General features: G+C 41.2%; 21 protein-coding genes. 17 read left to right on the top strand and 4 right to left on the bottom strand.

Going from position 1 to position 25,604, the window contains the following annotated elements:
* Window positions 1–85: 85 nt before the first annotated feature.
* From AB6735_RS15495 to AB6735_RS15440, 12 genes are all read left to right on the top strand, one after another.
* Window positions 86–1,078: a glycosyltransferase family protein gene (locus AB6735_RS15495; RefSeq protein ID WP_370996754.1), complete on the top strand. Its 993-nt coding sequence runs from the start codon at window positions 86–88 to the stop codon at window positions 1,076–1,078.
* A gap of 141 nt (window positions 1,079–1,219) precedes the next feature.
* Window positions 1,220–2,218 carry a DUF6427 family protein gene (locus AB6735_RS15490; RefSeq protein WP_370996753.1) on the top strand — a complete coding sequence of 333 codons (999 nt, stop codon included), beginning with the start codon at window positions 1,220–1,222 and terminating at the stop codon, window positions 2,216–2,218.
* 55 nt (window positions 2,219–2,273) lie between these two features.
* On the top strand, window positions 2,274–2,966 hold the full coding sequence (gene purQ / locus AB6735_RS15485; RefSeq protein WP_090471569.1) for a phosphoribosylformylglycinamidine synthase subunit PurQ: 693 nt from the start codon (window positions 2,274–2,276) through the stop codon (window positions 2,964–2,966).
* Complete coding sequence (locus tag AB6735_RS15480; RefSeq protein ID WP_370996752.1) at window positions 2,966–3,709, top strand: type III pantothenate kinase; 744 nt, start codon at window positions 2,966–2,968, stop codon at window positions 3,707–3,709. Before purQ ends, AB6735_RS15480 begins: the two co-directional genes overlap by 1 nt.
* The gene (locus AB6735_RS15475; protein WP_370996751.1) at window positions 3,702–5,042 is read left to right on the top strand and encodes a hypothetical protein; all 1,341 of its coding nucleotides are present in this window, start codon (window positions 3,702–3,704) and stop codon (window positions 5,040–5,042) included. Before AB6735_RS15480 ends, AB6735_RS15475 begins: the two co-directional genes overlap by 8 nt.
* Window positions 5,043–5,142: 100 nt before the next feature.
* Entirely contained in the window at window positions 5,143–5,691 is a 549-nt protein-coding gene (locus AB6735_RS15470) for an LPS export ABC transporter periplasmic protein LptC (RefSeq protein ID WP_370996750.1), read from the top strand.
* A gap of 246 nt (window positions 5,692–5,937) precedes the next feature.
* Window positions 5,938–8,055, top strand: a complete 2,118-nt coding sequence (locus AB6735_RS15465) for a peptidylprolyl isomerase (protein ID WP_370996749.1) — start codon at window positions 5,938–5,940, stop codon at window positions 8,053–8,055.
* A gap of 188 nt (window positions 8,056–8,243) precedes the next feature.
* Complete coding sequence (locus AB6735_RS15460) at window positions 8,244–8,759, top strand: DUF2480 family protein (protein WP_370996748.1); 516 nt, start codon at window positions 8,244–8,246, stop codon at window positions 8,757–8,759.
* Window positions 8,760–8,971: 212 nt separating this feature from the next.
* Complete coding sequence (locus tag AB6735_RS15455; protein ID WP_370996747.1) at window positions 8,972–9,748, top strand: DUF3108 domain-containing protein; 777 nt, start codon at window positions 8,972–8,974, stop codon at window positions 9,746–9,748.
* A 10-nt stretch (window positions 9,749–9,758) separates the two neighbouring features.
* Entirely contained in the window at window positions 9,759–10,322 is a 564-nt protein-coding gene (locus AB6735_RS15450; protein WP_370996746.1) for a DUF3109 family protein, read from the top strand.
* A gap of 185 nt (window positions 10,323–10,507) precedes the next feature.
* Entirely contained in the window at window positions 10,508–11,644 is a 1,137-nt protein-coding gene (gmd, locus tag AB6735_RS15445; RefSeq protein ID WP_370996745.1) for a GDP-mannose 4,6-dehydratase, read from the top strand.
* 16 nt (window positions 11,645–11,660) lie between these two features.
* Window positions 11,661–13,247 carry a gliding motility protein RemB gene (locus tag AB6735_RS15440; protein ID WP_370996744.1) on the top strand — a complete coding sequence of 529 codons (1,587 nt, stop codon included), beginning with the start codon at window positions 11,661–11,663 and terminating at the stop codon, window positions 13,245–13,247.
* A 97-nt stretch (window positions 13,248–13,344) separates the two neighbouring features.
* On the opposite strand, the gene dxs is transcribed toward AB6735_RS15440, so the two are convergent.
* Window positions 13,345–15,276 carry a 1-deoxy-D-xylulose-5-phosphate synthase gene (gene dxs / locus AB6735_RS15435; protein WP_370996864.1) on the bottom strand — a complete coding sequence of 644 codons (1,932 nt, stop codon included), beginning with the start codon at window positions 15,274–15,276 and terminating at the stop codon, window positions 13,345–13,347.
* A gap of 192 nt (window positions 15,277–15,468) precedes the next feature.
* On the opposite strand from dxs, the gene AB6735_RS15430 reads away from it, so the two are divergent.
* The 3 genes from AB6735_RS15430 to AB6735_RS15420 all read left to right on the top strand — a co-directional run bounded on the left by AB6735_RS15430 (window position 15,469) and on the right by AB6735_RS15420 (window position 20,798).
* On the top strand, window positions 15,469–16,215 hold the full coding sequence (locus tag AB6735_RS15430) for a ScpA family protein (RefSeq protein ID WP_370996743.1): 747 nt from the start codon (window positions 15,469–15,471) through the stop codon (window positions 16,213–16,215).
* 167 nt (window positions 16,216–16,382) lie between these two features.
* Window positions 16,383–17,669 (top strand): serine hydroxymethyltransferase, encoded by a 1,287-nt coding sequence (gene glyA / locus AB6735_RS15425; RefSeq protein ID WP_370996742.1) that lies wholly within the window; start codon window positions 16,383–16,385, stop codon window positions 17,667–17,669.
* A 3-nt stretch (window positions 17,670–17,672) separates the two neighbouring features.
* Entirely contained in the window at window positions 17,673–20,798 is a 3,126-nt protein-coding gene (locus AB6735_RS15420; protein ID WP_370996741.1) for a PAS domain S-box protein, read from the top strand.
* 7 nt (window positions 20,799–20,805) lie between these two features.
* On the opposite strand, the gene AB6735_RS15415 is transcribed toward AB6735_RS15420, so the two are convergent.
* From AB6735_RS15415 to rlmN, 3 genes are all read right to left on the bottom strand, one after another.
* Window positions 20,806–21,984: a glycosyltransferase family 87 protein gene (locus AB6735_RS15415; RefSeq protein WP_370996740.1), complete on the bottom strand. Its 1,179-nt coding sequence runs from the start codon at window positions 21,982–21,984 to the stop codon at window positions 20,806–20,808.
* Window positions 21,985–22,051: 67 nt separating this feature from the next.
* Window positions 22,052–22,750 carry a ComF family protein gene (locus AB6735_RS15410; RefSeq protein ID WP_370996739.1) on the bottom strand — a complete coding sequence of 233 codons (699 nt, stop codon included), beginning with the start codon at window positions 22,748–22,750 and terminating at the stop codon, window positions 22,052–22,054.
* Window positions 22,751–22,773: 23 nt separating this feature from the next.
* A complete protein-coding gene (rlmN, locus tag AB6735_RS15405; RefSeq protein ID WP_370996738.1) occupies window positions 22,774–23,841 on the bottom strand; it encodes a 23S rRNA (adenine(2503)-C(2))-methyltransferase RlmN in 1,068 nt (355 codons plus the stop codon).
* A gap of 152 nt (window positions 23,842–23,993) precedes the next feature.
* On the opposite strand from rlmN, the gene AB6735_RS15400 reads away from it, so the two are divergent.
* The gene (locus tag AB6735_RS15400; protein ID WP_370996737.1) at window positions 23,994–25,160 is read left to right on the top strand and encodes an amidohydrolase family protein; all 1,167 of its coding nucleotides are present in this window, start codon (window positions 23,994–23,996) and stop codon (window positions 25,158–25,160) included.
* Window positions 25,161–25,285: 125 nt separating this feature from the next.
* Entirely contained in the window at window positions 25,286–25,567 is a 282-nt protein-coding gene (locus AB6735_RS15395) for an acylphosphatase (RefSeq protein ID WP_370996736.1), read from the top strand.
* Window positions 25,568–25,604: the final 37 nt, after the last annotated feature.

Raw genomic sequence — 25,604 nt, 5'->3', positions numbered from 1 at the left:
GCCGTTATAAAAATATAATGTTTGAAACTGTAACAGAAATGGAGCATTTACCATCTCAGTTAAAGTTAAAACGCGCTTACTACAAATGAAAATACTTTTTGGCATACAAGGAACCGGTAACGGGCATATAAGCCGGGCTCGTGAAATTGTGCCTTTGCTACAACAATATGGTGAGGTTGACTTATTAATCAGCGGTACCGAAGCCGAAGTTTCCTTATCGCAACCCCTTAAATATCGTTTTCACGGTTTTAGCTTTGTGTTTGGAAAAAAAGGTGGTGTTGATAACTGGGCTACCTTTAAGATCATGAATCTGCCCCAGCTTTGGCGCGATATGCACAGCCTGCCACTGAATCAGTACGACCTGATCATTAATGATTTTGAGCCGGTAAGTGCCTGGGCATGCCGCCTGCAAAAAGTACCGTCGGTATCATTAAGTCACCAGTGTTCCTTTGTTTCGCCCAAAACACCACGCCCCAAAAAGTGGAACTATGCCGAGTGGCTGTTCAAATATTATTCGCCAACCACGCATCATGTAGGTTTCCACTTTGAGCGTTACGACGATTTTATACATACACCAGTGATCAGGAGCGAGATCCGTGAAATGGAAACCGCCAACCTGGGGCATTATACCGTTTATCTGCCGGCTTATGACGATAAAACCCTGCTGAGGCATTTGAGCCAGACCGGGGCCCAATGGCAGATATTTTCAAAACGGCAGAAAATACCCTACCGCTCTGGCAATGTGGAGATTTTTCCGGTAAATAACGAGGCATTCAATAAAAGCCTGGCCAATTGCGAAGGTTTGCTTACCGGCGGAGGTTTTGAAGGCCCGGCCGAGGCCTTGTTCCTGAAAAAGAAAGTGCTCATGATCCCGATGAAAGGACAATATGAGCAGCAATGCAACGCCCTGGCTGCATCAAAGCTGGGTGTACCGGTGGTTAATGAGATCAATGATAAGTTTGCCGTCCATCTGAATAACTGGATCCGGGACGATAAAAAAGTGATCGTCGATTTTCCTAACGAAACCGCCCAAATTGTTGACGACCTGGTAAAGCGGTACGCGAGAAAGGGGGCTTGATTTCGGAATTGGGATGTTCGATTTCGGAATTATTATTCTGATAATTCTTTAATTCTATAAATTTTGATCCATAATTTAGAATTTAGCGTTTAGAATTTAGAATTTAGCACAGCGAATTTAGCGCTTTGAATTTCAGCCCTTATGATCAATCTTTTCAGAACTTTTAATCCATTCAACGCTTTATGGCTGGTTATCATATTGTTTTTGACGCGGGTGGGTTATTTGTTTCATGTTCCGGATAAGCTGGAGTTCATTTTTGTAGAGCCCTTCGCCCGCCTACTGGTACCGGTGGCTTATGAATACGCGCTTTCTCCGGTTTTGAATATTTTTTTGGCAGCGGTACTGGTTTTTATACAGGCGCTGTTATTGAATTACCTTATCAACTTTCATAATTTGCTGGGCAAACCTACGTTTTTGCCGGCTTTAATGTACGTTACGCTTTCGGGTTTATTTGCCCCATTCCTGATACTAAGCGCCCCGTTGATCTGCAATTTCCTGTTGATATGGATGCTGTTTAAGCTGTTCAGCTTGTACAAGGGCGAGGACGCCAAATCAACCGTGTATGATCTGGGGATGATCGTGGCCCTGGGTTCGCTCATCTATTTTCCCTTTATTTATCTGTTTTTGTCCATTTGGATAGCGCTGGTGCTTTTTAAACCTTTCAATTGGCGCGAGTGGGTAGCAGGGTTGTTAGGCTATGTTACGGTATTTTTCTTCCTGGCGGTTTTTTATTATCTGAATGATCGTATAAAAAAATTCGGTAATATCTGGCTGCCCTTAGGAACCAGATTTCCAGATCACATCAGCATCAACTCCTATAACTACCTGTTGCTTATCCCGGTGATCCTGATCCTGGTGCTTTGCTTTTTTAAATTACAGCAAAACTTTTTTAAAAGTTACGTGCAAACGCGTAAATCGTTCCAGTTGTTATTTCTTATTTTGCTGATCGCCGCTTTTTCATTTTATGTAAACGCGGCATTCCGTTTAAATCACTTTTTACTCTGTCTGGCATCAGTTGCTGTGTTTTTTGCCTACTATTTTCTGTACGCTACACGCCGGTGGTTTTATGAAGGCCTGTTCTTATTGCTGTTAATCAGCATCATCTGGTTCCAGTTTGACCATCATTTGGGCTCTGTTTAACAAATTTTAACTTTTACATTCGTTCAAATTTCAACGGTTATATTAGTTTTGTAGCATGAAGTTTGGAGTAGTTATATTTCCCGGGTCTAATTGTGATGAAGACATCATATATGTATTAGAAAAAATAATGGGTCAGCAGGTGGTTAGGTTATGGCATAAAGACCATGATCTGCAGGGTGTTGACTTTGTTGTTTTACCAGGCGGTTTTTCTTTTGGTGATTATCTTCGCTCTGGCGCGATATCCCGTTTTTCACCCATCATGCAGGAGGTTATACAATTTGCAGCAAAAGGTGGTTACGTAATGGGTATCTGCAATGGTTTCCAGATATTAACAGAAGCCGGCCTGCTTGATGGCGCTTTATTACATAATGAAAACCGCAAGTTTATTTGCCGTAACATTTATTTAAAACCGCAAACAACCCAATCATTGCTTACTGCCCAGTTGGTACAGGATCAGGCTTATAAAATACCTATTGCGCATGGCGAAGGTAATTATTTTGCCAGTGCCGATGTAGTGAAGGCGCTGAATGATAACGATCAGGTATTGTTCAGGTACTGCGATGAGGCCGGTAACATTGTTGCCGATGCCAATCCTAACGGATCATTGGAAAACATTGCCGGTATCTGCAACGCCAACAGGAACGTATTTGGTTTAATGCCTCACCCGGAGCGTGCTGCCGATAGTTTGCTGGCTAACGAAGATGGACTGGCTATTTTTGAATCTATATTATCATTAATTAAGGCCTGATGACCAATTTGGTTATCGATATTGGTAATACGTATACAAAAATCGCAGTTTTTAAGCTGAATGAACTGTTAGCAGTAATGCAGTTTGAAACGGTTGACCCCGACACACTCGATAATTTTTTGAATAATTATCAGATAGACAGGGCAATAGTATCATCGGTAAAAAAGCATGTAGAACCATGGCAAACCGGTTTAGAGGCAAAAATGCCGGTAACCTATTTCAACGCGTTAATAAACAGCTGTATACAGAACCATTATTTAACCCCTGAAACTCTTGGTACTGATCGTTTAGCGGCTGTTATAGGTGCAAGTCATACCTATCCGGCCCTCAACAGCCTGGTAATTACCGGCGGAACCGCTATAACTTATGATTACGTTGATGCAGCCGGAAATTATTTTGGCGGCAGTATATCACCGGGACTAAATATGCGTTATAAGGCTTTAAATTATTATACCGCCGGCTTGCCATTGATTAGTACAGATGCCGCTTTTAATGCAACTTATGGCGATAGTACCGAAACAGCGATACGCTCTGGCGTGCAAAATGGAATAAAATATGAACTATTGGGGTTTATTGAAAGCTACCAGGCCAACAACCCCCAACTAAATATTGTATTAAGCGGGGGCGACAGTATTTTTTTTGATACTCTATTGAAAAATAGCATCTTTGCCCCCTATATTAAAATTGAACCTTATTTGGTTTTAAAAGGATTAAACGCAGCTATACAAAAGCATAATGATTAAATATACCAGGTTTTTTATAACACTTTTATTAGCTGTTAGTTCATTTGCAGCATTTGCACAATCAACGGCTACCACCAGCTCTCCATACTCCAGGTATGGTATTGGCGATATCGATCCTCAGTTAATGCCGCAGAATGTAGCTATGGGCGGTATTGGTGTGGCTACAAACAAAATTGGTTTTTTTAACAATATCAATATCATAAACCCGGCTTCATACGGCGCTATAAACCTTACTACTATTGATATAGGCATTTACAGCAGCTTTTTAACCATGAGTCAAGCCGGTGCTGCCAGTCAAAAAAATAGTAATTTCAGGCTGAGCCATGTGGCTTTTGCTATACCGGTAACCAAACACTCGGCATTGAGTTTTGGCCTGGTGCCCTATAGCGAGCGTGGTTATAACTATAAAAACACCGTTAAAGGAAACGGCGCAATACCTGCCGATACTAACCTTACCAATTATACGTACAGCGGTGATGGTGGTTTATCAAAAGCTTATTTTGGTTATGGCTTTGGTATAGGCAAGCACCTCCTCATTGGTGCCAATGTATCGTACATTTTTGGTACATTAAAAGATATCAGTACTACAGAAATAAACACTAATATTAACGGGGTTATAGTACCGCTGCCAGGAACAACAAACTCAAAAATTGAATCGAGCAATTCCATAGCCGGTTTAAACTATGATTATGGTTTGCAATATTCTGTTGATTTTTCTGAAACCAAACACCTTACTTTCGGTTATTCGGGCTCGTTAAATTCCAAGCTTAACTCTACCAGCCATTTTATTGTAAGCCAGTATTTTAATGATGCCAGTGGTAATGAAGATATTCCGCTGGATAGCGTGATCAATAAACAGAGCTCCAAAACAAAAATAAAACTTCCGCTAACCAACCGCTTTGGTATATCGTTCCAGAGCGATGGCAAGTTCCTGGTTGGGGCAGATTATACCATGAGCAAATGGTCGCAGCTTTCAATAGGCGGTGTAAATCAGGGATTGCAGGATAGCCGTACGTTTAACATCGGTGGTCAGTATACCCCAAACTATGCTGCCCTACGTAACTACTTTGCCTCTGTTGATTACCGCCTGGGCGCTATATATGATGAAACTTATATGGTAGTTAATAATACCCGGATTAAAAGATATGCCATTACCGCGGGTGTTGGTATGCCTTTAAGGCCTAACAACGGTAGTTTTTACAAGATCAATATCTCTGCCGAAGTAGGTAGAAGGGGCTCACTTGTAAATGGCCTGGTGCGCGAAAACTATGTGAATATCCATTTAGGCTTCACCCTGAATGATAAATGGTTCCAGAAATATAAATTTGATTAATCTTACTTAGTTAATTATCAAGTAATTAGTATCAAGTATCATGACTTTTAAAAAGCGCATTCTCAGCTCACAAAAAATCTTGATACTTGATACCCGATACTTGATACTTATAGGACTTTTCCTCCTGTCATCCTGTGTAAATGACCTGAATAAGGTTAAAGAGATCTCATCAAACGAGGTAGGTGCCATAGTCGAGCCGACTACAGGTGTTGACCTCATCCTGAGCGATTCAGCTAAAGTGACCATACATCTCACCGCTCCATTAATATTACAGTACAATCCCGAGAATCCCAAAAAAGCCTATAAAGTAGCACCTAAAGGGATTAAAGTAATTCATTACGACAAACTAACCCAAAAAGAAGACGGTACCATTATTGCCGATACCGGTATACTGCACGTAGGCGATAAGCTATATGAGTTCCGGAAAAACGTAGTGGCTACCAATGCCCAGGGCGATGTTTACAAATCTGATGAGCTGTTTTGGAATTCGGCCACAAAAAAGGTGTACTCCCACAAAAATGTGGAGGTTTTTATGAAAAGCGGGAATGTGATGAACGGGGACGACTTTGAAAGCGACGATACCTTTTTACGCCCCTCCCTCAAGAATAGTAAAGGCGTATTCCATGTAGACGAAAACGGGGCACAATAGCAGCGCAATTTTAAAAGCTAAAGCAAAAACTCACATGCCAAAAAAACATGTTTAAGATAGATTTTTTGACTTTTGACTTTTGAATTATTTTGTGTTATAGAATTTTACTAAAAATTGTATCTTGCGCCCTCTTTTGAGCAATAGAAACCGTCATGAGATTTCCTTTAAAAGAATGGATTAGTGCATGATAGCTTCGTTTTACTTTAAAGAACAGATTGTTACAGAGAAAATAATTATAAAAAGTATATGGGTATAATGGGTTATTTGCGCGACCGGATGGGGAAAATTGTTGCCATCCTTATTGGTTTAGCGCTGCTTGCTTTTATTGTAAGTGAGGTTGTAAGGTCAGGCGGCTCTTTTTTTAGGGACGACAATAATGAACTGGCTGTAGTAAACGGCGAAAAAGTGCCTTTGGATGAGTTTCAGAAAAGATTGGATCAAAATACTGCTCAGTTTAAACAAGCAGGACAGGCTATCTCTCCGCAGATCACCAGTTATGTACAGGAAAACACCTGGAACCAGGTAATAGGCCAGATGCTCTTAAAAAAAGAAGCAGAAAAAGTTGGGATTGTTGTTGGCGATGATGAAACTACATCTATGGTGAGCGGAAATAATCCCGACCCGCAGATTGCACGTCAGTTTACAAACCCGCAAACAGGGCAATTTGACAGAAGTAAACTGGAGCAGTTTAAAAGTTATTTAAAATCTCCTCAGGTGAGTGCCGAGCAAAAACAAGGCTGGGCCGAATTTTTAGAGCAGTTATTTGAGGCGAAAGTGGTAACAAAATACGTGGCTTTGGTTACCAATGGTTTGTATGTGAACTCGCTGGATGCAAAAGATGATTATGAGGCCAAAAACAAGCTGGTGAACTTTAAATATGCCGCATTGGATTACGCTTCTATTCCTGATGCTAAAGTTACTTTAACAGATGAGGACTATAGCAACTACTATAACGCGCACAAAAATGAATTCAGGAATCAGCAGGATGTACGTTCATTTGAGTACGTAAGCTTTAACGCGGCACCTTCAAAAGAGGATAGCCTTGCTATAAAGGCACAGGTTGATAAACTGGCCGAAGCTTTTAAAACCAGCACCAACGATTCGCTTTTTGTACAGATCAATTCTGAAACAAAAACACCTGTCAGCTTCCAGAAAAAAGGCGGATTAGAGCCAAAACTGGATACGGTAATGTTTAACGCGGCCAAAGGTTTTGTATATGGTCCTTACATATCAAACGGCAGCTACAAACTGGCTAAATTAACTGATGAAAAAATAACTTTCGATTCGGTAAAAACCCGTCACATATTAATCAATCCGGCTACTGAAGGAGGCGTTGAAAAAGCGATCGCTAAAGCTGATTCAATCAAAAAGCTGATCCAGGGTGGTAAATCATTTGCCGATCTGGCCGCAACTTTCTCTGTTGATAAAGGCAGCGGCGCCAAAGGCGGCGAGATACCAGCATTTGATGTAAATGGTGCAATGGGTGGTGGCCAGGGCCAGATCACTCCGGAATATACTAATGCTGCCTTTAAAGCAAGCAAAGGCGATCTGATTGTGGTTACTTCGCAATTTGGTGTGCACCTGATACAGGTAGAAGATCAGAAAGGATCTGTAAAAGTTGTAAAAGTAGCCGTTGTTGATAAACCAATAACCGCGAGCAGCAAAACACAAACGGTAGCATACAGCCGCGCGCAACAGTTTTTGGGTAACCTAACCAAAGATAACTTTGACGCGGAAGTAAAAAAAGAAGGTTTAAAAAAGAGCGTAGCTGAAGACTTTACAGGTGTTGCCGCCAGTTTACCAGGTTTGGATAATGCTCGTGAGTTGGTACGATGGGCGTTTAAAGCTGACAAAGGAGATATCACCGATAAAGTATTTACTGTAGGCGATCAGTATGTGGTTACCCGCTTAACCGAAATTAAGTCTAAAGGTATATTGTCTTTAGATGCCGTTAAGAAACAAATTGAGCCAGCTGTACGCAATGAAGTAAAAGCTAAGCAACTGGCCGAGAAATTCCAGGGAGCTACAAGCATTGACCAGGCTGCTCAAAAAGCAGGTGTTAAAGTGGTGCCTGTTCAAAACGTGGTTTTTGCCAACCCTATTATTCCGGGCGCATCATTGGAATATAAAGTGATTGGTTCTATATTTGGTTCACAACCTAACAAACTTTCTAAACCAATTAATGGTCAGCAGGGTGTTTATGTTTATGTTGTAGACGGTTTCACCAATCCTCCGGCACTTTCCAATAACGTAAGAGAGAAACAACAAATAGCCCAGGCACTGATGCAGCGCGCAGCAGGCCAGCTACTGGATGCCTTGAAAGATAATGCTATTGTAAAAGATAACAGGGCTAAACTGTTATAATAAAATTTTAAAGTAATTTTGTATCCGGGATCAGTCTGAGTGCTGTTCCCGGATTTTTTTTGTTGGTTCATTTGTTCAGTGGTTCATTAGTTCATTGGTACAAGATTGATAACCTTGCAGCCATTTGTTAATTACTGGATATGGAAATCACTAATTCAATAAATCACTAATTCAATAATTGCTTCCAAATGGATATACAGGAAAATATAGTGAATAAAGTAGCACAGAGTGGCCTGGTCACTTTAGACCCTGCTGCCTTTTATCCCGCCGGCGAACGTGTTATTTATGATATTAAAGATAACCTGTTCCACGGTTTAATGCTGCGCGAAAAAGATTTCAGGGAGTTTATAAAAGAACATGACTGGGTACAATATACCGGGAAAAATGTGGGTATCACTTGTACAGCCGATGCTATTGTACCGGCGTGGGCCTATATGTTGTTAGCTAACCGTATGGCTCCTTACGCGCGTGAAATTGTTTTTGGCGATGAGGCTGTTTTAGAAACCGTATTGTTTGAAAAAGAAATAGCCAAAGCCGATTTTGAGCAATATCGCGATCAGCGTATTGTATTGAAAGGTTGTGGTGATACTGAAGTACCGGTTTCGGCTTATGTGGAACTCACTAAAAAGCTTACCCCGATAGTAAAAAGCCTTATGTTCGGTGAGCCCTGCTCAACCGTACCTATCTATAAGCGAAAAGACTAATTTTTTAGTAGGATTTTAGTATCAAGTAATTAGTATCAAGTATCAAGATCTTTTGATTTAATCCCTTTTTTAATGTCATGATACTTGATACTAATTACTTGATACTATTCCCCACACAATAAAAGCGCGATTAAACCATTTATAGTAAAGCTTTGTCATATCTTCGCCACTATTTGTCGGTGGGTGTATGACATAAAAAGCAATTGGCGCTAATGAAAAAATCCCTTTTCTATATCTTGTTATTCCTTTTGTCGGGTAGCAAAGTTTTTTCGCAGGAACTAACAAAAATCAGCGAACCTGTTTTTAAAGTGGGCGAAAAGCTAAGCTATAAAATGAAATATGGTGTATTTACTGCTGCCGAAGCCGATATCAGGGTTGAGGCCAGCGATAAGAAGCTTGATGGGCCGGCATTTCATTTAATAGCGGAGGGCAAAACAGCAGGCTCCTTTGACTTTTTTTACAAGGTGCGTAATAAGTACGAGTCATACGTTGATCAGAATACCTTAATGCCCTATTTTTATACCGAAAACAGGCATGAGGGGAAGTGGAAGCATACCGATAATGTGACCTTTGATCATAAGGATAATAAGGTAACGGCCGATAAGGGTGTATTTACCTTTAAGGGGCAAACATTTGATTTTGTATCGGCCTACTATTTTGCCCGTACCATTGATGTATCCAAAATGAAAGTAGGGGAGAAATTTGAGCTGCAGTATTTCCTGGAAGATGGTTTTCACTCCATGGGTATCACTTATGTAGGTACCGAAGTAGTGAGTTGTTCGATGGGAAAATTCAACTGTCTTAAATTTAATCCAACAATCATTCCGGGCCGTATTTTCAGAAAGGATAGTAAGTTGTACCTTTGGATAACAAATGATGGCAACAGGATACCTGTAAAGGCGCATGTGGAGGTTATCCTGGGGAGTATAACAATGGATCTTCAGGCCGCTACCGGTTTAAAATATCCGTTAAACCCTATAAAAAAATAATTAAAAGAATATGATTGAGGTTGGTAATGTATTGGTGCACGAGGATGTGGTGAAAGAGAACTTTGTTTGTAACCTTAACAAATGCAAAGGCGCCTGTTGTTTGGAGGGTGATTCAGGCGCGCCCTTAAATGCCGATGAGCTTGATATTTTAAAAGAGATATATCCTAAAGTGAAACCTTATCTTACCGAAAAGGGGATTAAAACCATTGAAAAGGTAGGCACTTATGTAAAGGATTTTGAAGGCGATTATACCACGCCTTGCGTTGATGTAAATAAAGAATGCGCTTATGTGATATGGGAAAATGGCATCACTAAATGTGGTATTGAGAAAGCTTATGAAGAAGGTGCCGTCAGCTGGAAAAAACCGATCTCCTGCCATTTATATCCTATTCGTATTACCGCCTACCCCGAGTTTGATGTGCTGAATTATGATCGTTGGAACATTTGCAGCCCCGCATGTTCATTCGGCAATGAGCTTAAAGTACGCGTACATGAATTTTTAAAAGATCCCCTGATACGCAAATATGGGAAGGAGTGGTATCAGGAGCTGGAGAATGAAGTATCGGGCATATAAGAGAGCAAAGATTTTTGGAGCAAAGAGCAAGGATTCTTAGAGCAAAGAATAAAAAATTTTTGGAACAAAGATAATAGATGATTACTGTCTTTGCTCCTTACTCCAAAAATCCTTGCTCCAGGAATCTTAATTCTCATTGTTTTTGGATAATATTGTAACTTATAAGTCATATCCGATAAACGCCTATGAAAACAGCTTTAATAACAGGTATAACAGGTCAGGATGGGGCATACCTGGCTGAGTTCTTGCTGAAAAAAGGATATACTGTTCATGGTGTAAAACGGCGGTCGTCATTATTTAATACAGACCGTATTGATCATCTCTATCATGACCCGCACGAGCCCAATGTAAAGTTTAAGCTGCATTACGGCGACCTGACCGATTCAACCAACCTCATCAGGTTAATACAGGAAGTACAGCCCGACGAAATATATAACCTTGCCGCGCAAAGCCATGTAAAGGTAAGTTTTGATACCCCCGAGTATACCGCCAATGCCGATGGTATTGGTACCCTGCGCATCCTGGAAGCAGTACGTTTGTTGGGCCTCACCCAAAAAACACGGATATACCAGGCCTCTACATCCGAACTTTATGGTTTAGTGCAGGCTGTTCCGCAAAGTGAAACCACGCCTTTTTATCCCCGTTCGCCATACGCGGTGGCAAAACTATATGGCTACTGGATCATTGTAAATTACCGTGAAGCATATCAAATGTACGCCTGTAACGGCATCTTATTCAACCATGAAAGCCCTATCAGGGGCGAAACTTTTGTTACCCGCAAAATTACCCGTGCAGCTGCAAAAATAGCCCTGGGTTTGCAGGATTGCCTGTATGTGGGTAATCTTTCGGCACAGCGCGACTGGGGGCATGCCAAAGACTATATAGAAGCCATGTGGCTTATGCTGCAGCAAGAAAAGGCCGAAGATTTTGTAATAGCAACAGGTGTTACTACTACTGTTCGTGATTTTATAAAAATGGCCTTCAATGAATTAGGCATCGAAGTGGAGTTTAGCGGCAAGGATGAAAATGAGCGTGGCGTGATTATTGATATTGATGAGCAAAAAATAACGGAACTGGGTTTAAATAAGGATGCCCTTAAATTTGGGCAAACTATAGTAAAGGTTGATGCCAAATATTTTAGACCAACGGAGGTTGAACTGTTGATTGGGGATGCCACAAAGGCTTTTGAAAAATTAGGGTGGAAACCTAAATATGACCTTCAGGCCCTGGTTACTGATATGGTGTTACCAGATCTGCACCTGGTTAAAAAGGATGACTATCTGAAGAAAGGCGGTTTTAAAACGCTTAATTACTTTGAATAAAATTTATCAATTCTGCATGAAAAAAATATTTACCGGCGTTATACTATTATTTTTAGTGAGCGGGGTTGTAAAGGCACAATCAGTATATCAACCTTATTCGTACCAGTTTTACCAAAAATTGGATGCCGATGTTTATTCTACCCAAACCCGGGTGCATAGCTCCTTAAAACCATTTTTTGTTGACGATTCGTTGATAAAGCACCATTACGATTCCTTAATGAATTTGAGCGGACTTAAAGGAAAATTTTTTACCCAGCACCAGATTGATGTAAAGGGGAAAGATTATACCTTTTACACCGATCTTTTACCTGATTTTAATTTGAGCCGGGATTTTTCCAATAAAAAGAATACCAACTCGGGTTCGCTTGGTTTGCAGGTGGGTGGTACCGTTGGTAATAAGTTATCCTATAACGTGAGCGCCTATGAAAACAGGGCTGTACTGCCTGATTATCTGGCCACTTATACCAACCAGGTAGGCATAGCCCCCGGGCAGGCTTACGCCGGTATTTATGGCAACGAGTATCGTTGGTCGTACATTACAGCGTTGGTATCATACACACCCAATAAATACCTGAACATAACCGCCGGGCGGGATAAAACTTTTATTGGTGATGGCTACCGCTCAGAACTTTTATCTGATTATGCCTCACCATATCCTTTTATTAAGCTAACTGGTACTCTTGGTAACGTAAGATATATGGCGATGTGGGCCTACTTTAATGATCCGCTATCGGTTAAAGTAGATAATGGCGACCGTAAAAAATATGGCGTGTTCCATTATCTGGACTGGAATGTAAGTAACCGGCTTTCCCTGGGCTTTTTTGATGCGGTTATCTGGCCTGCTAAAGATGACCTTGGGCATGCGCGTGGTTTTGATTTTACTTATATCAATCCAGTTATATTCTTACGCCCTGTTGAGGCAACAAACGGCTCACCCGATAATGCTATGATCGGGTTTACGGGTAAATATAAACTTACAGACGGCGTTACAGCCTATGGTCAGTTCGCACTTGATGAATTTGAGGCCAAGAACTTTTTCTCCAGTAATGGTAGCTCACGAAATAAGTATGGATGGCAACTTGGGTTTAGAGGAGCAAACCTGTTTAATGTAAACGGATTAAATTACCTCCTGGAAACCAATAACGTAAAACCATATACCTACTCAGAACGGAGTTCGATAGTTAACTATGCCGAAAATGGGGAGCCATTAGCGCATCCATGGGGCGCAAACTTTCGGGAAGTAGTTGGTTTGTTGAATTACTCCTATAAAAGATTTGATTTTTCGGGAGAGCTTGACTATGGACATTACGGCTTAGATACAGATGATCTTAATTTTGGGAAAGATATTTTTCAGCAATATGTAGATCCGGCAAGGGCTTTTGGTAACTACACCGGTCAGGGTTTAACCACCAATATGATTTACGTGGAAGGTAAGGTAGCCTATTTGCTAAACCCTAAATATAATCTGCGTTTTGAATTGGGTGGACTTTACCGTTCTGAAAAGAACAGCCAGTTTCATGACAAAACAAGCATGATCACCTTTGGTATACGCAGCTCATTCCGGGCTATTTACAATGATTTAGCAAGTTATAGAACGCATTAGCATTAAAGTTCTAAGCTCTAAAACCTAAATTCTAAAATATAGGAGAAAATATTTTCCCATTTAGATTTTAGGCTTTAGGATTTAAAGGATTTAGAGTTTAAGAAGCTATGGTATGTGTATTATGTTTAGCGCCTAAACTTCTTACCAGTGTTATAATGTGTTGTGCATCATAACCGCATTCGGCCCAAAGTTCGGGTTGTTCGCCGTGCTCAATGATCTTATCTGGTATGCCAAGGCGTTTTACCAGTGTATTTTGATAGCCGTTATCAGCCATAAATTCCAGTACCGCGCTGCCCATTCCTCCTTCAAGGCAACCATCCTCAACTGTAATTACTTTGCTGAATTTCTTAAATACTTCATGAAGTAAAGCTTCGTCAAGCGGCTTTACAAAGCGCAGGTCATAATGCGCAGGATAATAGCCTTCGGTATTCAGTTCGGCAGTAGCTTTTACTACTTCGTTACCGATGGCGCCTATAGATAGGATAGCTACCTCGTCACCATCGCAAACTTTGCGGCCTTTACCAACAGGTATGGCCTTAAACGGGCGTTGCCAGTCGACCATGACACCGTTACCACGAGGGTACCTTATCACAAACGGACCCATATTTTCCTGTTGAGCGGTAAACATGAGGTTACGCAGCTCTTCTTCGTTCATGGGAGCCGATATCGTCATATTGGGTATGCAACGCATAAAAGCCAGGTCATAAGCGCCATGATGGGTTGGCCCGTCGGCACCTACAAGGCCCGCCCTGTCTAAACAGAATATCACATTGAGGTTTTGAATAGCCACATCATGTATCACCTGATCATATGCCCTTTGCATAAAGCTGGAGTATATATTACAAAACGGTACCAAACCCTGCGTAGCCAATCCTGCCGAAAATGTTACTGCGTGTTGTTCGGCTATACCTACGTCAAAAGCGCGGGCTGGCATAGCTTTCATCATGAGGTTAAGTGAGCATCCCGAAGGCATGGCCGGGGTAATACCCATGATTTTAGGGTTTTGCTCTGCCAGCTCAATAATACTGTGCCCAAACACATCCTGGTATTTAGGTGGTTGCGGCTTATCGTATTTGGTTTTCTTGATCTCGCCGGTTATTTTGTCAAATAAACCGGGCGCATGCCACTTGGTCTGGTCTTTTTCGGCCAGCGCATAACCCTTACCTTTGGTGGTAATGCAATGTAGTAACTTAGGACCGGGTATATCACGCAGGTCTTTCAGAACCTTTACCAGGTGGTTTACATCATGACCATCAATAGGGCCAAAATACCTGAACTTAAGGGCTTCAAAAAAGTTGCTGCGTTTTAACAGCGTGCCCTTAATGCTTTTTTCTATCTTCTGCGCTATTTTAAAGGCATCAGGGCCTATGGCTGATAATTTGCCCAGCACATGAGCTATATCGTCTCTGAAGCGATTATATGGCTTGGATGTAGTGATATCTGTAAGGTATTCCTTTAACGCGCCCACATTGGGGTCTATCGACATGTTATTGTCGTTCAGGATCACCAGCAGATTTGAGTTTTCGATACCGGCGTGGTTGAGCGCTTCAAAAGCCATTCCCGCGGTCATGGCGCCATCGCCAATAACGGCTACGTGCTGCCTGTCGGTTTCGCCTTTGTAATGCGAAGCCACAGCCATACCCAGCGCTACAGAAATAGAGGTAGAGGAGTGTCCTACACCAAAAGTATCGTATTCGCTTTCTGAACGTTTTGGAAAACCACTCAGGCCCTTATATACACGGTTGGTATGAAATTCGTCACGGCGGCCGGTCAGTATTTTATGGCCGTAAGCCTGGTGGCCTACATCCCAAACTAATTGATCGTAGGGGGTGTTCAGTACGTATTGAAGGGCTACGGTTAACTCTACAACACCTAAACTGGCAGCAAAATGGCCGCCATTTACCGATACCACATCAATAATATACTGGCGCAGTTCCTGGCAAACCTGTTCAAGCTCGCTTTCGTTAAGTCGCTTTAAATCAGATGGATAATTTATTGTTTTTAATAAATCCCCGGCTGGTACCTGCATTGACATTTGTAAGAATATTTAACTTACAAAGTAAGCTATTTTATTTATAAAAACAGGTTATCTAAATGTATTTATTGTTTGGGGTTAGTATCAAGTATCATGACTTTTTCTTTTCCAATCAGTGAGGATGAAGTATCTTGATACTTGATACTCGCTACTTGATACTAAAAATCTTATTTTTGCAACAGATATATGATCGACGACAGCTTTGCTATAAAATTACCCCAGTTTGAAGGTCCGTTTGATCTGCTGCTTTTTTTTATTGAAAGGGATGAGCTGGATATCCATGATATCCCCATAGCCCGCATAGCCGATGATTTTTTAAACTATATACACCAAATGACCAGCCTTAATATGGAGCTGGCCAGTGAGTTTATTTTTGTGGCTGCCACGCTGATGCGTATCAAGGCAAAAATGTTATTGCCCCGCTATGAGGCCGATGATGCCGGCGACGAAGCCGATACCAAAGAAAATCTGATCAGGAAACTGATAGAATATAAAAAATTCAAGGAACTGTGCGAGGAATTACGCCCTTATGAAGAAGAGCGTTTTAAACAGGAAAAGCGAGGTAATATAAAACACGACCTGGAGCAGGTAGAAAAGGTTACCCATCCGGGTGAAGAGCTATCAGAGCTAAGCCTGTACAAGCTGATGATGGTGCATGAACGGCTGATGCGTAACTACCTTAACCGCAGTGAAGAGGTAAAGCACACCGTGGTTCAATACCCATACACTATCGAAAAGCAGAAGAAAGCGGTTGCCGATTTGCTCAAGATCAATAAAATGCTTGATTTTAAAGCGATTGCGGGGAATTCGGAAAATAAGGTACACTTTGTTTACAACTTTTTGGCTGTATTAGAAATGTTGCAGCAGGAGTTGATAGATATTCAGATTGGTTTAGGATATAATAATTTTTGGATATCAGCGAGGGAGATTTGAGATGTTAGATATGAGATGTGAGACAAGAAATGTATAAAGTTTGTTGTTCATTTTTAATTAATTACAAAAGCTAATTTTTTAATCTCAAATCTCATATCTAACATCTCAAATCTAATTTTTGCTAACTTAGCGCCGTTATAAACACAGTGCCGTTTTAATTATATATAATGAAAAGAGACAAATTAATTTTTAAGTTATTGGATGAAGAGCAGCAACGCCAGGAAGAGGGTATTGAGCTGATAGCATCTGAGAATTTTGTGAGCCGTCAGGTTATGGAAGCTGCGGGTTCTGTTGCTACCAATAAATATGCCGAAGGTTTACCAGGCAAACGTTATTATGGCGGCTGCCAGGTAGTTGACGAAATTGAAACCATTGCTATTGAAAGAGCCAAGCAACTGTTCAATGCCGAGTGGGCAAACGTTCAGCCACATTCAGGCGCTCAGGCCAATGCTGCGGTAATGCTGGCAGTTCTTCAACCGGGCGACAAAATATTAGGATTTGATCTGTCACATGGTGGCCACTTAACCCATGGCTCACCGGTTAACTTTTCGGGTAAATTATATGAGCCGCATTTTTATGGTGTGGTTAAAGAAACCGGCCTTGTTGATTATGTGCAACTGGAAAAAGTTGCCCTTAAAGAGAAACCAAAACTAATCATTTGCGGCGCTTCGGCTTACTCGCGCGATTGGGATTATGAATTTATACGTAAAGTAGCCGATAAAGTGGGTGCTTTGGTACTGGCTGATATATCGCACCCGGCAGGCCTTATTGCCAGGGGATTATTAACAGATCCGCTGCCGCATTGCCACATTGTAACTACCACAACACACAAAACATTACGCGGCCCGCGTGGCGGTCTCATCCTGTTAGGTAAGGATTTTGAAAACCCATTCGGCATAAAAACACCCAAAGGCGAAGTAAGGATGATGTCGTCATTGCTGGATATGGCGGTTTTTCCAGGTACGCAGGGTGGCCCGCTGGAGCATATCATCGCTGCAAAAGCGATAGCATTTGGCGAAGCTTTAAGCGAAGGCTATATGAAATATATTCTGCAGGTTAAAAAGAATGCTGCGGCTATGGCCGAAGCTTTTGTTAAGCGTGGTTATGAGATCATATCAGGCGGTACAGATAACCACTTGATGCTGATTGATCTGCGTAATAAAAACATTACCGGTAAAGCTGCTGAAAACGCCTTGGTAACTGCCGATATCACCGTAAACAAAAATATGGTGCCTTATGATGATAAGTCGCCGTTTGTTACTTCTGGTATACGTGTAGGTACCTCGGCTATAACTACCCGTGGCATGAAAGAGAAGCAAATGGAACACATTGTAGAACTGATAGATGCCGTAATTGTTGACCCGGAAAATGAACCTTCTTTAAAGAAAATACGTAAAAAAGTCCACAAGCTGATGCACGACTATCCGTTGTACAGAGAAAGCAGCGCGGAATAATTAATGACCCAAAGACGGCAGGAAAATTTAATAACTCAAAAGGAACGTTTAGAGGCCCTGCGGTCGTACCATATTTTAGATACGCCTCCTGAAAAGGAGTATGATGCTATTACCCGCCTTACATCTTATGTATGTAACGCCCCTGTTGTTTTCATCACTCTGATTGATGCCGACAGGCAATGGGTTAAGTCTAAATTTAGCGCCGGCACTGATGAAATCGTCAGTGCCGGCGCTTTTTGCAATTGTACCATCCTGACCGATCAGATACTGGAGATAAGTGATACCCTGCTTGATAAAGCCTTTAAGGATAACATTGAGGTTGTGAGTCAGCATGTACGGTTTTATGCTGGCGCACCTTTGATTGACCCAAATGGGCATCATTTAGGTACGCTTTGCGTTGTTGATACTGTGCCTCACATCCTTAGCACCGAACAGCGCGATGCTTTGCGGATATTGGCAGATAAGGTAATGTCGCACTTTCTATTGCGCAAACGAAATAGAGACCTTGAAGAAAGCCTTGCAATCCATAAAGAGTTTCATGATCTTTTTGACAGTTCGCCAGACATTCATTGTATTTTGGATCGGGATTTTAAAATTAAACGGATCAACCTGTCTGTTAAACAGGTTTTAGGTTATACTGTAGAGGAGGTAACCGGAAAGCCGATATGGGATTTCTTCAGGGAGAAGGAAAGGGATCTGTTTCTGGACAAATTACGGGAGGGTTTAAATGGCCAGGATAAATTTGAATTTGAAACACCCATTTTTGCCCCTGATCATGCTGTTAAATGGTTAAGCTGGGCGGCAACATTTAAAGGCGATAAATGGTTTGCCAGTGGCAGGGATGTAAGTTATCAGAAGCAGGTTGTAAAAGAACTCAAGCAATTATCGCTGGTGGCCAGTAAAGTTGTTAATGGCGTGGTGATCAGTAATGCAGCTGATGAAGTAGTGTGGGTGAATGAAGCGTTTGAACATATTACCGGTTATAATCTTGCCGATGTTGAAAATAAATACCTTGGTGCCACTTTAAAAGGTAAGCCGGTTGATAATGCGGCTATTGAAAAATTAGACGCGTCGATAAAAAAGAAAGAATCATACGAAGTAGATCTGCTTATGGATCGAAAAGATGGAACCCCAATATGGATCACGGTTGTCAATTCTGTTATTCATAATCAAAATGGAGAGGTCGATAAATCCATCAGAATTGTTATTGATATTACTGCCCGTAAAAAGATTGAGCAGGAATTAGAGATATTGTCTTTTGCAGCCAGAAAATCGCCCAGCGGTATTTTTATACGCGATGCAGAAGGCAAAATGCTCTGGATGAATGAGGCCCTTGAAAATATTATTGGCTATTCATTCGCCGAACTGGAAGGAAAGATCATGGGTAATACCCTGGTGGGTGAAGATACTGATATGACAGTATTTGAAAGCGCGGTAAAAGCCGTAAAAGAGAACAGACCTTACGAAATCGAGATAAAAATATATAAAAAGGATAATACCCCATGCTGGGTATTTTTATCAAATAGTCCGCTATTTAACGAAGCAGGCAAGGTCGACCGTCAGATTGGTGTCATGGTTGATATAGCCGAGCGTAAAAAGAGTGAGGAGGAGCTTACAAAACTTTCGTTAGTAGCCAGCAATACTACAAGCGGGGTGGTTATAAATAATAACGATGGAAAGGTTGAATGGGTAAATAAAGCATTTGAAAATATTACCGGGTATACGATCAATGAAGTAAACGGAAACCATTTGGGTGATGTACTGAAGGGCGAGCTCACGGATGTATCTATTATCCAAAAAACACGCGAATTATCCCGGAATAAGCAATCATTTGAAGTAGATCTGCTCATTTACCGTAAAGACGGGCAACCTTTGTGGATATCGGTTATCAATTCGGTAATTATTGGAAATGATGGTAACGTTGATAAATATATTGAGGTAATTATTGATATAACTGCCAAAAAGAAGGCCGAGATAGAGTTGATCAGAGCGAAGGAAGAGGCTTTGCAATTAAGCCGTGCTAAAGACATGTTCATATCGGTGATGAGTCATGAAATACGCACACCGCTTAATGCAGTGATTGGTATGTCGCACCTGTTGCTCGAAGATGATCCGATGGAATCGCAAAAGGAAAATTTGAGCATCCTCAAATTTTCGGCCGAGAATTTAATGACCCTGATCAACGATGTACTGGATTTTACCAAAATAGAAACAGGTAATATTGAGCTGGAGAAGGCAAATTTGGATATGAGGGAACTTATTCAGAGTATCAACACCTCCATGCGTTATCGTGCCGAAGAAAAAAATATTTATCTTAGCCAAAGCATTGATGATGCTGTACCCAAGGTTGTAATAGGCGACAGAGCCCGCTTATGCCAGATACTGTTGAACCTGGTGAGCAATGCCCTTAAGTTTACAGACGAAGGCGGAATTAATACAGACCTGAAGGTAATTCAGGAAAGTGATAAGGATGTGCGGATCCGATTCTCTGTTGCAGACACGGGTATAGGTATCGCCCCGGGAAAACTGAATACTATATTTGAACAGTTTAAACAAGCCGAACCGGATATTACACGCAAATACGGAGGTACAGGCCTGGGTTTAGCTATCAGCAAAAGATTAATTGAACTACATGATTCAAGAATAAATGTAGATAGCATACTAAACAAGGGCTCTACTTTTTGGTTTACTATAACGTTTAGGAAAACAAATACCCATTTGAATAATAATAACAACAATTTGGAAACAGGGCTCAAAATAAATGTTTTAGTAGTTGATGACAATCAGATAAACCGGTTATTGATCAATAAGATTCTGAAAAAATGGGGTGCCAATGCTGATTTTGCCGAAAATGGTATTGAAGCTATCCACAAAATAGAAAACAACCGGAATTATAATGTGGTATTAATGGATATCCACATGCCTCAAATGGGTGGTCTTGAGGCCACCCAGATCATACGCGCTATGCCCGATCCGTATTTTCAAAAGTTACCTATTATTGCTTTAACGGCATCGATGCTGAGCAACCAGATGGGTGAAATAGATAATGCCGGGATGAACGATTATGTATTAAAACCATTTGACCCAAAATCTCTTTACGATAAATTAAGCCGGTATCAGCACCAGTAAAAGTCCCTTATGCACGTTGTTTATTCATCATAAATTCCTCGTCCGCAGGGAAATTATTAAAGATCAGTTCATAAGCAATTTTTATCCATATAATGATGCAGGGCCAGGCTTTCATGGCCAGGTTGCTCATCCATTCCCTGGCAGGCCTTGGAAAAGCGTCGCTGGGTCCTAAACCGGTAATAACCAGTAGTAATACCAGCATAATAACATTGAAAGTGGTAAAAGGCTTATCCTGCATCATGATGTAAATTACGGCGCCAGCTGTAGCTATAATGTAGGTTGGATGCTCAGATCCGGTACTAAACAGCACAACCATCAACAGGGCCGAACATAACACCTGCAGCTGGAATTTCAGCGAGCTATATTGTTTAAAGCGGAACAGCGGAATAGCAAAAATAATTGCGCCGGCTATCAGAAAAGGCGTATTCGGTAAGGCCGCGTTTTGGGTTAAACGGCGTGCCACCCCCATAATGCACCAATCAATACTGCCGGTTAAACTTACGTTCATGGAGTTTTTGAGGTTTAATTCATGAAACCAGTCGTGATAGGATTGGATAATATAATGAGGACTGGAAATGACCATAGGCAGGGCAAACAAAACACCGGCCCATACTACGGTACTGGAAATAAACTTTAATTTGTTACGGGAGAAAAGAAAAAACGCCAGGCCAACTACCGGGTAAAACTTAATTAAAGTGCCTGCTACGATGAATAGGGTAGCCCATTCGTCTTTACCTTTTTTTACTAGCATAAAGCTCATAATGATCAAAGCCGCAATGAGGGCATTGATCTGCATGTAATGTGAGGTATTGGAAAACTCAATAACACATAACAAAAGGATGGCTGTTTTTATCCGGTTGTTAAAGGGGAGGAGATGTACGGCCAGCAGAAAGGCAAGCGCGTTGACGAGTTGCCAGAGGAAAAAGCCTACCGCCTCTGACGGGATAGCGAACGGCGCAACCAATATGGTAAATGTAGGGCCATATAAAAACACATCAGCATATTCTGCCGGGTACAATAAATATAAGTTTACACCTGCCCTGGCGTGATAGTAAGCATGACGGAATATGAGGTAGTTATTATCAATATGCCTGAAGTATTTATATTGCCAGCAATAAGCGGCAACTGCTAAATATAATACCCAAACCCATTGATACCCGGTTAAATAAAGGAACCTTTTTGTCATTGCAGGAAACTGTGATAATTGTAATCGACAAAAGTATTGATAAAAAAGATATTGGGTTCATTTTGTTTTATTGCGCATAAGCAATGGTGGCAATACTTAGGGTGAGCCCGGGTATTTTTAACAATTCCATACCGCAGGCTTCCAATGTAGAACCGGTGGTGATAATATCATCAACCAGTAAAACATGTTTGTTGATCAATTTTTCGGGATGTTTGATCATAAACACATCCTGCATATTCTCGAAACGGGCAAAGCGCGACTTATGGGTTTGAGTTGCTGTTGCTATCGTGCGCAGTAAATTATGATCTTCTACCATAGCGTTTAGCTTTTCCGCGAGCCCCTCGGCAAAACGTGCACTTTGATTATACCCTCGCTCCTGGAAGCGTTTTTTGTGCAGAGGCACAGGAATGATCAGATCAACAGTATTAAAAACAGGATTTTGGGCTAATTGGGTACCGGCAATATGGCCAAGTAAGTTGCCGATCTGTTGCATCCCCTTATATTTAAAATGATGCATGAGGTTTTGCACTTTGCCGCCTTTGGTAAAATAATAAAGGGCATAGGCTGCCTCAACTTTTATTTTACCATAAAACTGTTGGGCAACAATGTTATCAGCTTGTAAGTGGAAATTGGTATAGGGCAGGTTGTAACGGCAATCCGAACAAATAATATACTCATTGACTACAAGGCTTGTCTGGCAGGCCGGGCATAGTTCAGGGAAAAGCAGGGAAACAAAATCGGCCAGGTAACCACGCAGCAATTTCATGCCGTTAATTTAAGGCAGAAATTTTAAACTTCGGCAACCTTTCCCTTTTCTTTAATGGCTAATTGCCCGCAAGCGGCGTCAATATCCTTACCCCGGCTGCGGCGCAAGTGAACGTTGATGCCCTGCTTTTGCAGATGAGCAGCAAAAGCTTCTACTTTATCTTCGCCGGCATTAATGTAACTGGCAAAAGCAATTGGGTTATATTCAATGATATTTACCTTGCAGGGCAGGTGCTTGCAAAATTTAGCCAGCTCCATAGCATCCTGTATCCCATCGTTAACCCCATCAAAAATAATGTATTCGTAGGTTACCGGGTTTTTAGTTTTGGCGTAGTAGTATTTTAAAGCCTCGGCCAGGGCCTTTAATGAGTTTTGCTCATTAATTGGCATTATGGTGTTGCGCTTTTCGTCATTAGCGGCGTGTAACGACAGGGCAAGATTAAATTTCACCTGGTCATCGCCCAGCTTTTTGATCATTTTGGCAATACCGGCAGTAGAAACCGTGATTCTTTTGGCTGCCATGTTCAATCCATCTTCGGCAGTAATGCGCTCAACAGATTTCATCATGTTGGCATAATTCAGCAAAGGTTCGCCCATGCCCATATACACAATGTTTGATAAAGGCACACCATAGTTTTCACGAGCCTGCTTGTCTATCAGCACCACCTGATCATAAATTTCATCAGGATTGAGATTCCTTTTTCGCTCCATGTAACCGGTGGCGCAAAACTTACAGGTGAGGCTGCAGCCCACTTGTGACGATACACAGGCCGTCATCCGGCCAGGGGTTGGAATTAAAACCCCCTCAATTAAATGAGTATCGTGTAAAATAAAAGAATTTTTTATAGTTTTATCAGCACTAACCTGTGATGAATTTATTTTAACGTTGTTTATAACAAAGTTTTCGTTGAGTTTAGTGCGCAGTTCTTTTGAAATATTGCTCATCTCGTTGAAAGAGACGCACGATTTTTTCCAAAGCCATTCATAAATTTGTTTAGCCCTGAAACTTTTTTCCCCCATACGGATAAAATGCTCCTGCAAGGCTTCCAGACCGAGGCTGCGGATATCTATTTTATCTTTTGCATTATTCACAGTGCAAAAGTACTTAAATTTAAAAAAATCTGTCTTATTTTAAAGTCATTCTTTTAAATGATAAAAAAACATAACTAAAAGTTAATTATAATTAATTTTGTGAAATGTTTTAAAGGAAAACGTTTTGAGATAGATAATAAGTGATATAATTAATGAAAAGTTTTAGAGCCGATTACGTTTTTCCAATTTTTGCCGACCCTATTAAGAATGGAATTGTTACTGTTAATGACCAGGGCAAGATCATTTCCGTTACCGACCATAATAACCCACCCACTGGCCCTATTGAGCAAGTAAGCGGTATTATTACTCCGGGCTTTGTAAATAGCCACTGCCATGTTGAGCTTTCGCACCTTAAAGGTAAAATAACCCCGGGAGGTGGTCTGATAAATTTTATAAAAGATATACAGGCAACCCGCAAAGCTGATGATAAAGAGATATCAGATGCCATTCAAAAGGCCGATGAAGAGATGTACACGAATGGCATTGTAGCAGTAGGCGATATTTCCAATAGCAACAGCAGTATTCCGGTTAAAGCTGCCAGCAAGTTATACTACCATACCTTTGTTGAAACTTTTGGCTTTTTGCCGCAAAACGCCCAGGCTATTTTTGATAAAGCGTTGGCATTGCTTCAGGAGTTTAAGCCGCAGCACTGTTCCATTACGCCACATGCGCCGTATTCAGTATCCAAAGAGCTTTTTAAACTGATCAGGAAACATAGTGATGCTGAACATAACCTCATTAGCATCCACAACCAGGAATGCGAAGACGAAAATAAGTTTTACCGTTATAAATTAGGTGGTTTCCTGGAGCTTTATGAGCATTTTGGTATTGATATCAGTCACTTTAAACCACAAGCGCGTAACTCGTTGCAATCTATTATTCCTTTGTTAACCAATAAACAGCAGGTTTTGCTGGTACATAATACCTGTACCAATTTAAAAGATATCTACTTTATAAAACGTTTCGACCGTAAAATAAACTGGTGCTTTTGTCCTAATGCCAATTTGTATATCGAAAACCACCTCCCCAAAATACCTCTTTTTATTGATCAGAGTTTTAACATCACCTTGGGTACCGATAGCCTGGCCTCAAACGATAGTTTATGCATCCTGAGCGAAATGCGTACCATCCAGAAAAAGTTCCCGGCTATCAGCACTGCTAAATTGCTGGAATGGGCTACCATAAATGGAGCGTCATTTTTAGGTATTGATGACGAAAAGGGTACGCTTGAGCCAGGCAAAACTCCAGGCCTAAACCTGATAACCGGCCTTGACGGCTTAAAGATCACACCAGAAAGTAAGGTTAGACGTTTAGTTTAATTTGAAAATTTGAAGATAATGAGAATAGTAAAGAGTAAAATTTTCAAATTTGCGAATCCATTAGGAGCTCGTTAAGTGAGCCGGAATTTTCAAATTTTCAAATCACCAAATTTTCAAATTGATCCATGACCAGGCATCTCGATATTACTGTTAAAGGAAAAGTTCAGGGCGTTTTTTACCGTAAATCAACCAAGGCTGTTGCCGATCAGCTTGGGGTAAGGGGCTTTGTAAAAAATGAACCGAACGGCGATGTTTTTATAGCTGCCGAAGCCGACGATACCCTGCTCGAAATGTTTATGGAATGGTGCCATGAAGGGCCCGAAGATGCCGAAGTAACTTCTGTGGAAAGCCATGAGGGCGAATTAAAAAACTATCGTAATTTTGAGGTTGTAAAAAGAGCCCTGTAGTTTGCCGGGTTTTATTTGTTAACTACCATCCCAAACA

It is taken from the genome of Mucilaginibacter sp. RCC_168, assembly GCF_041355315.1.
Taxonomy (GTDB): Bacteria; Bacteroidota; Bacteroidia; order Sphingobacteriales; family Sphingobacteriaceae; genus Mucilaginibacter.
The sequence above is the reverse complement of the archived record's forward strand: the minus strand, read 5'-3'. Positions and strand labels throughout refer to the sequence as shown.

Excerpts from the sequence above, each read along its gene's own strand:
- AB6735_RS15480 (WP_370996752.1), top strand. The coding sequence starts at position 2,966 with ATGACCAATTTGGTTATCGATATTGGTAATACGTATACAAAAATCGCA.
- AB6735_RS15420 (WP_370996741.1), top strand. The coding sequence starts at position 17,673 with ATGACCCAAAGACGGCAGGAAAATTTAATAACTCAAAAGGAACGTTTA.
- AB6735_RS15395 (WP_370996736.1), top strand. The coding sequence starts at position 25,286 with ATGACCAGGCATCTCGATATTACTGTTAAAGGAAAAGTTCAGGGCGTT.
- purQ (WP_090471569.1), top strand. The coding sequence starts at position 2,274 with ATGAAGTTTGGAGTAGTTATATTTCCCGGGTCTAATTGTGATGAAGAC.
- AB6735_RS15495 (WP_370996754.1), top strand. The coding sequence starts at position 86 with ATGAAAATACTTTTTGGCATACAAGGAACCGGTAACGGGCATATAAGC.
- AB6735_RS15430 (WP_370996743.1), top strand. The coding sequence starts at position 15,469 with ATGATCGACGACAGCTTTGCTATAAAATTACCCCAGTTTGAAGGTCCG.
- glyA (WP_370996742.1), top strand. The coding sequence starts at position 16,383 with ATGAAAAGAGACAAATTAATTTTTAAGTTATTGGATGAAGAGCAGCAA.
- AB6735_RS15410 (WP_370996739.1), bottom strand. The coding sequence starts at position 22,750 with ATGAAATTGCTGCGTGGTTACCTGGCCGATTTTGTTTCCCTGCTTTTC.
- AB6735_RS15490 (WP_370996753.1), top strand. The coding sequence starts at position 1,220 with ATGATCAATCTTTTCAGAACTTTTAATCCATTCAACGCTTTATGGCTG.
- AB6735_RS15450 (WP_370996746.1), top strand. The coding sequence starts at position 9,759 with ATGATTGAGGTTGGTAATGTATTGGTGCACGAGGATGTGGTGAAAGAG.
- AB6735_RS15460 (WP_370996748.1), top strand. The coding sequence starts at position 8,244 with ATGGATATACAGGAAAATATAGTGAATAAAGTAGCACAGAGTGGCCTG.
- dxs (WP_370996864.1), bottom strand. The coding sequence starts at position 15,276 with ATGCAGGTACCAGCCGGGGATTTATTAAAAACAATAAATTATCCATCT.
- AB6735_RS15465 (WP_370996749.1), top strand. The coding sequence starts at position 5,938 with ATGGGTATAATGGGTTATTTGCGCGACCGGATGGGGAAAATTGTTGCC.
- gmd (WP_370996745.1), top strand. The coding sequence starts at position 10,508 with ATGAAAACAGCTTTAATAACAGGTATAACAGGTCAGGATGGGGCATAC.
- AB6735_RS15455 (WP_370996747.1), top strand. The coding sequence starts at position 8,972 with ATGAAAAAATCCCTTTTCTATATCTTGTTATTCCTTTTGTCGGGTAGC.
- AB6735_RS15415 (WP_370996740.1), bottom strand. The coding sequence starts at position 21,984 with ATGACAAAAAGGTTCCTTTATTTAACCGGGTATCAATGGGTTTGGGTA.
- AB6735_RS15440 (WP_370996744.1), top strand. The coding sequence starts at position 11,661 with ATGAAAAAAATATTTACCGGCGTTATACTATTATTTTTAGTGAGCGGG.
- AB6735_RS15475 (WP_370996751.1), top strand. The coding sequence starts at position 3,702 with ATGATTAAATATACCAGGTTTTTTATAACACTTTTATTAGCTGTTAGT.
- AB6735_RS15400 (WP_370996737.1), top strand. The coding sequence starts at position 23,994 with ATGAAAAGTTTTAGAGCCGATTACGTTTTTCCAATTTTTGCCGACCCT.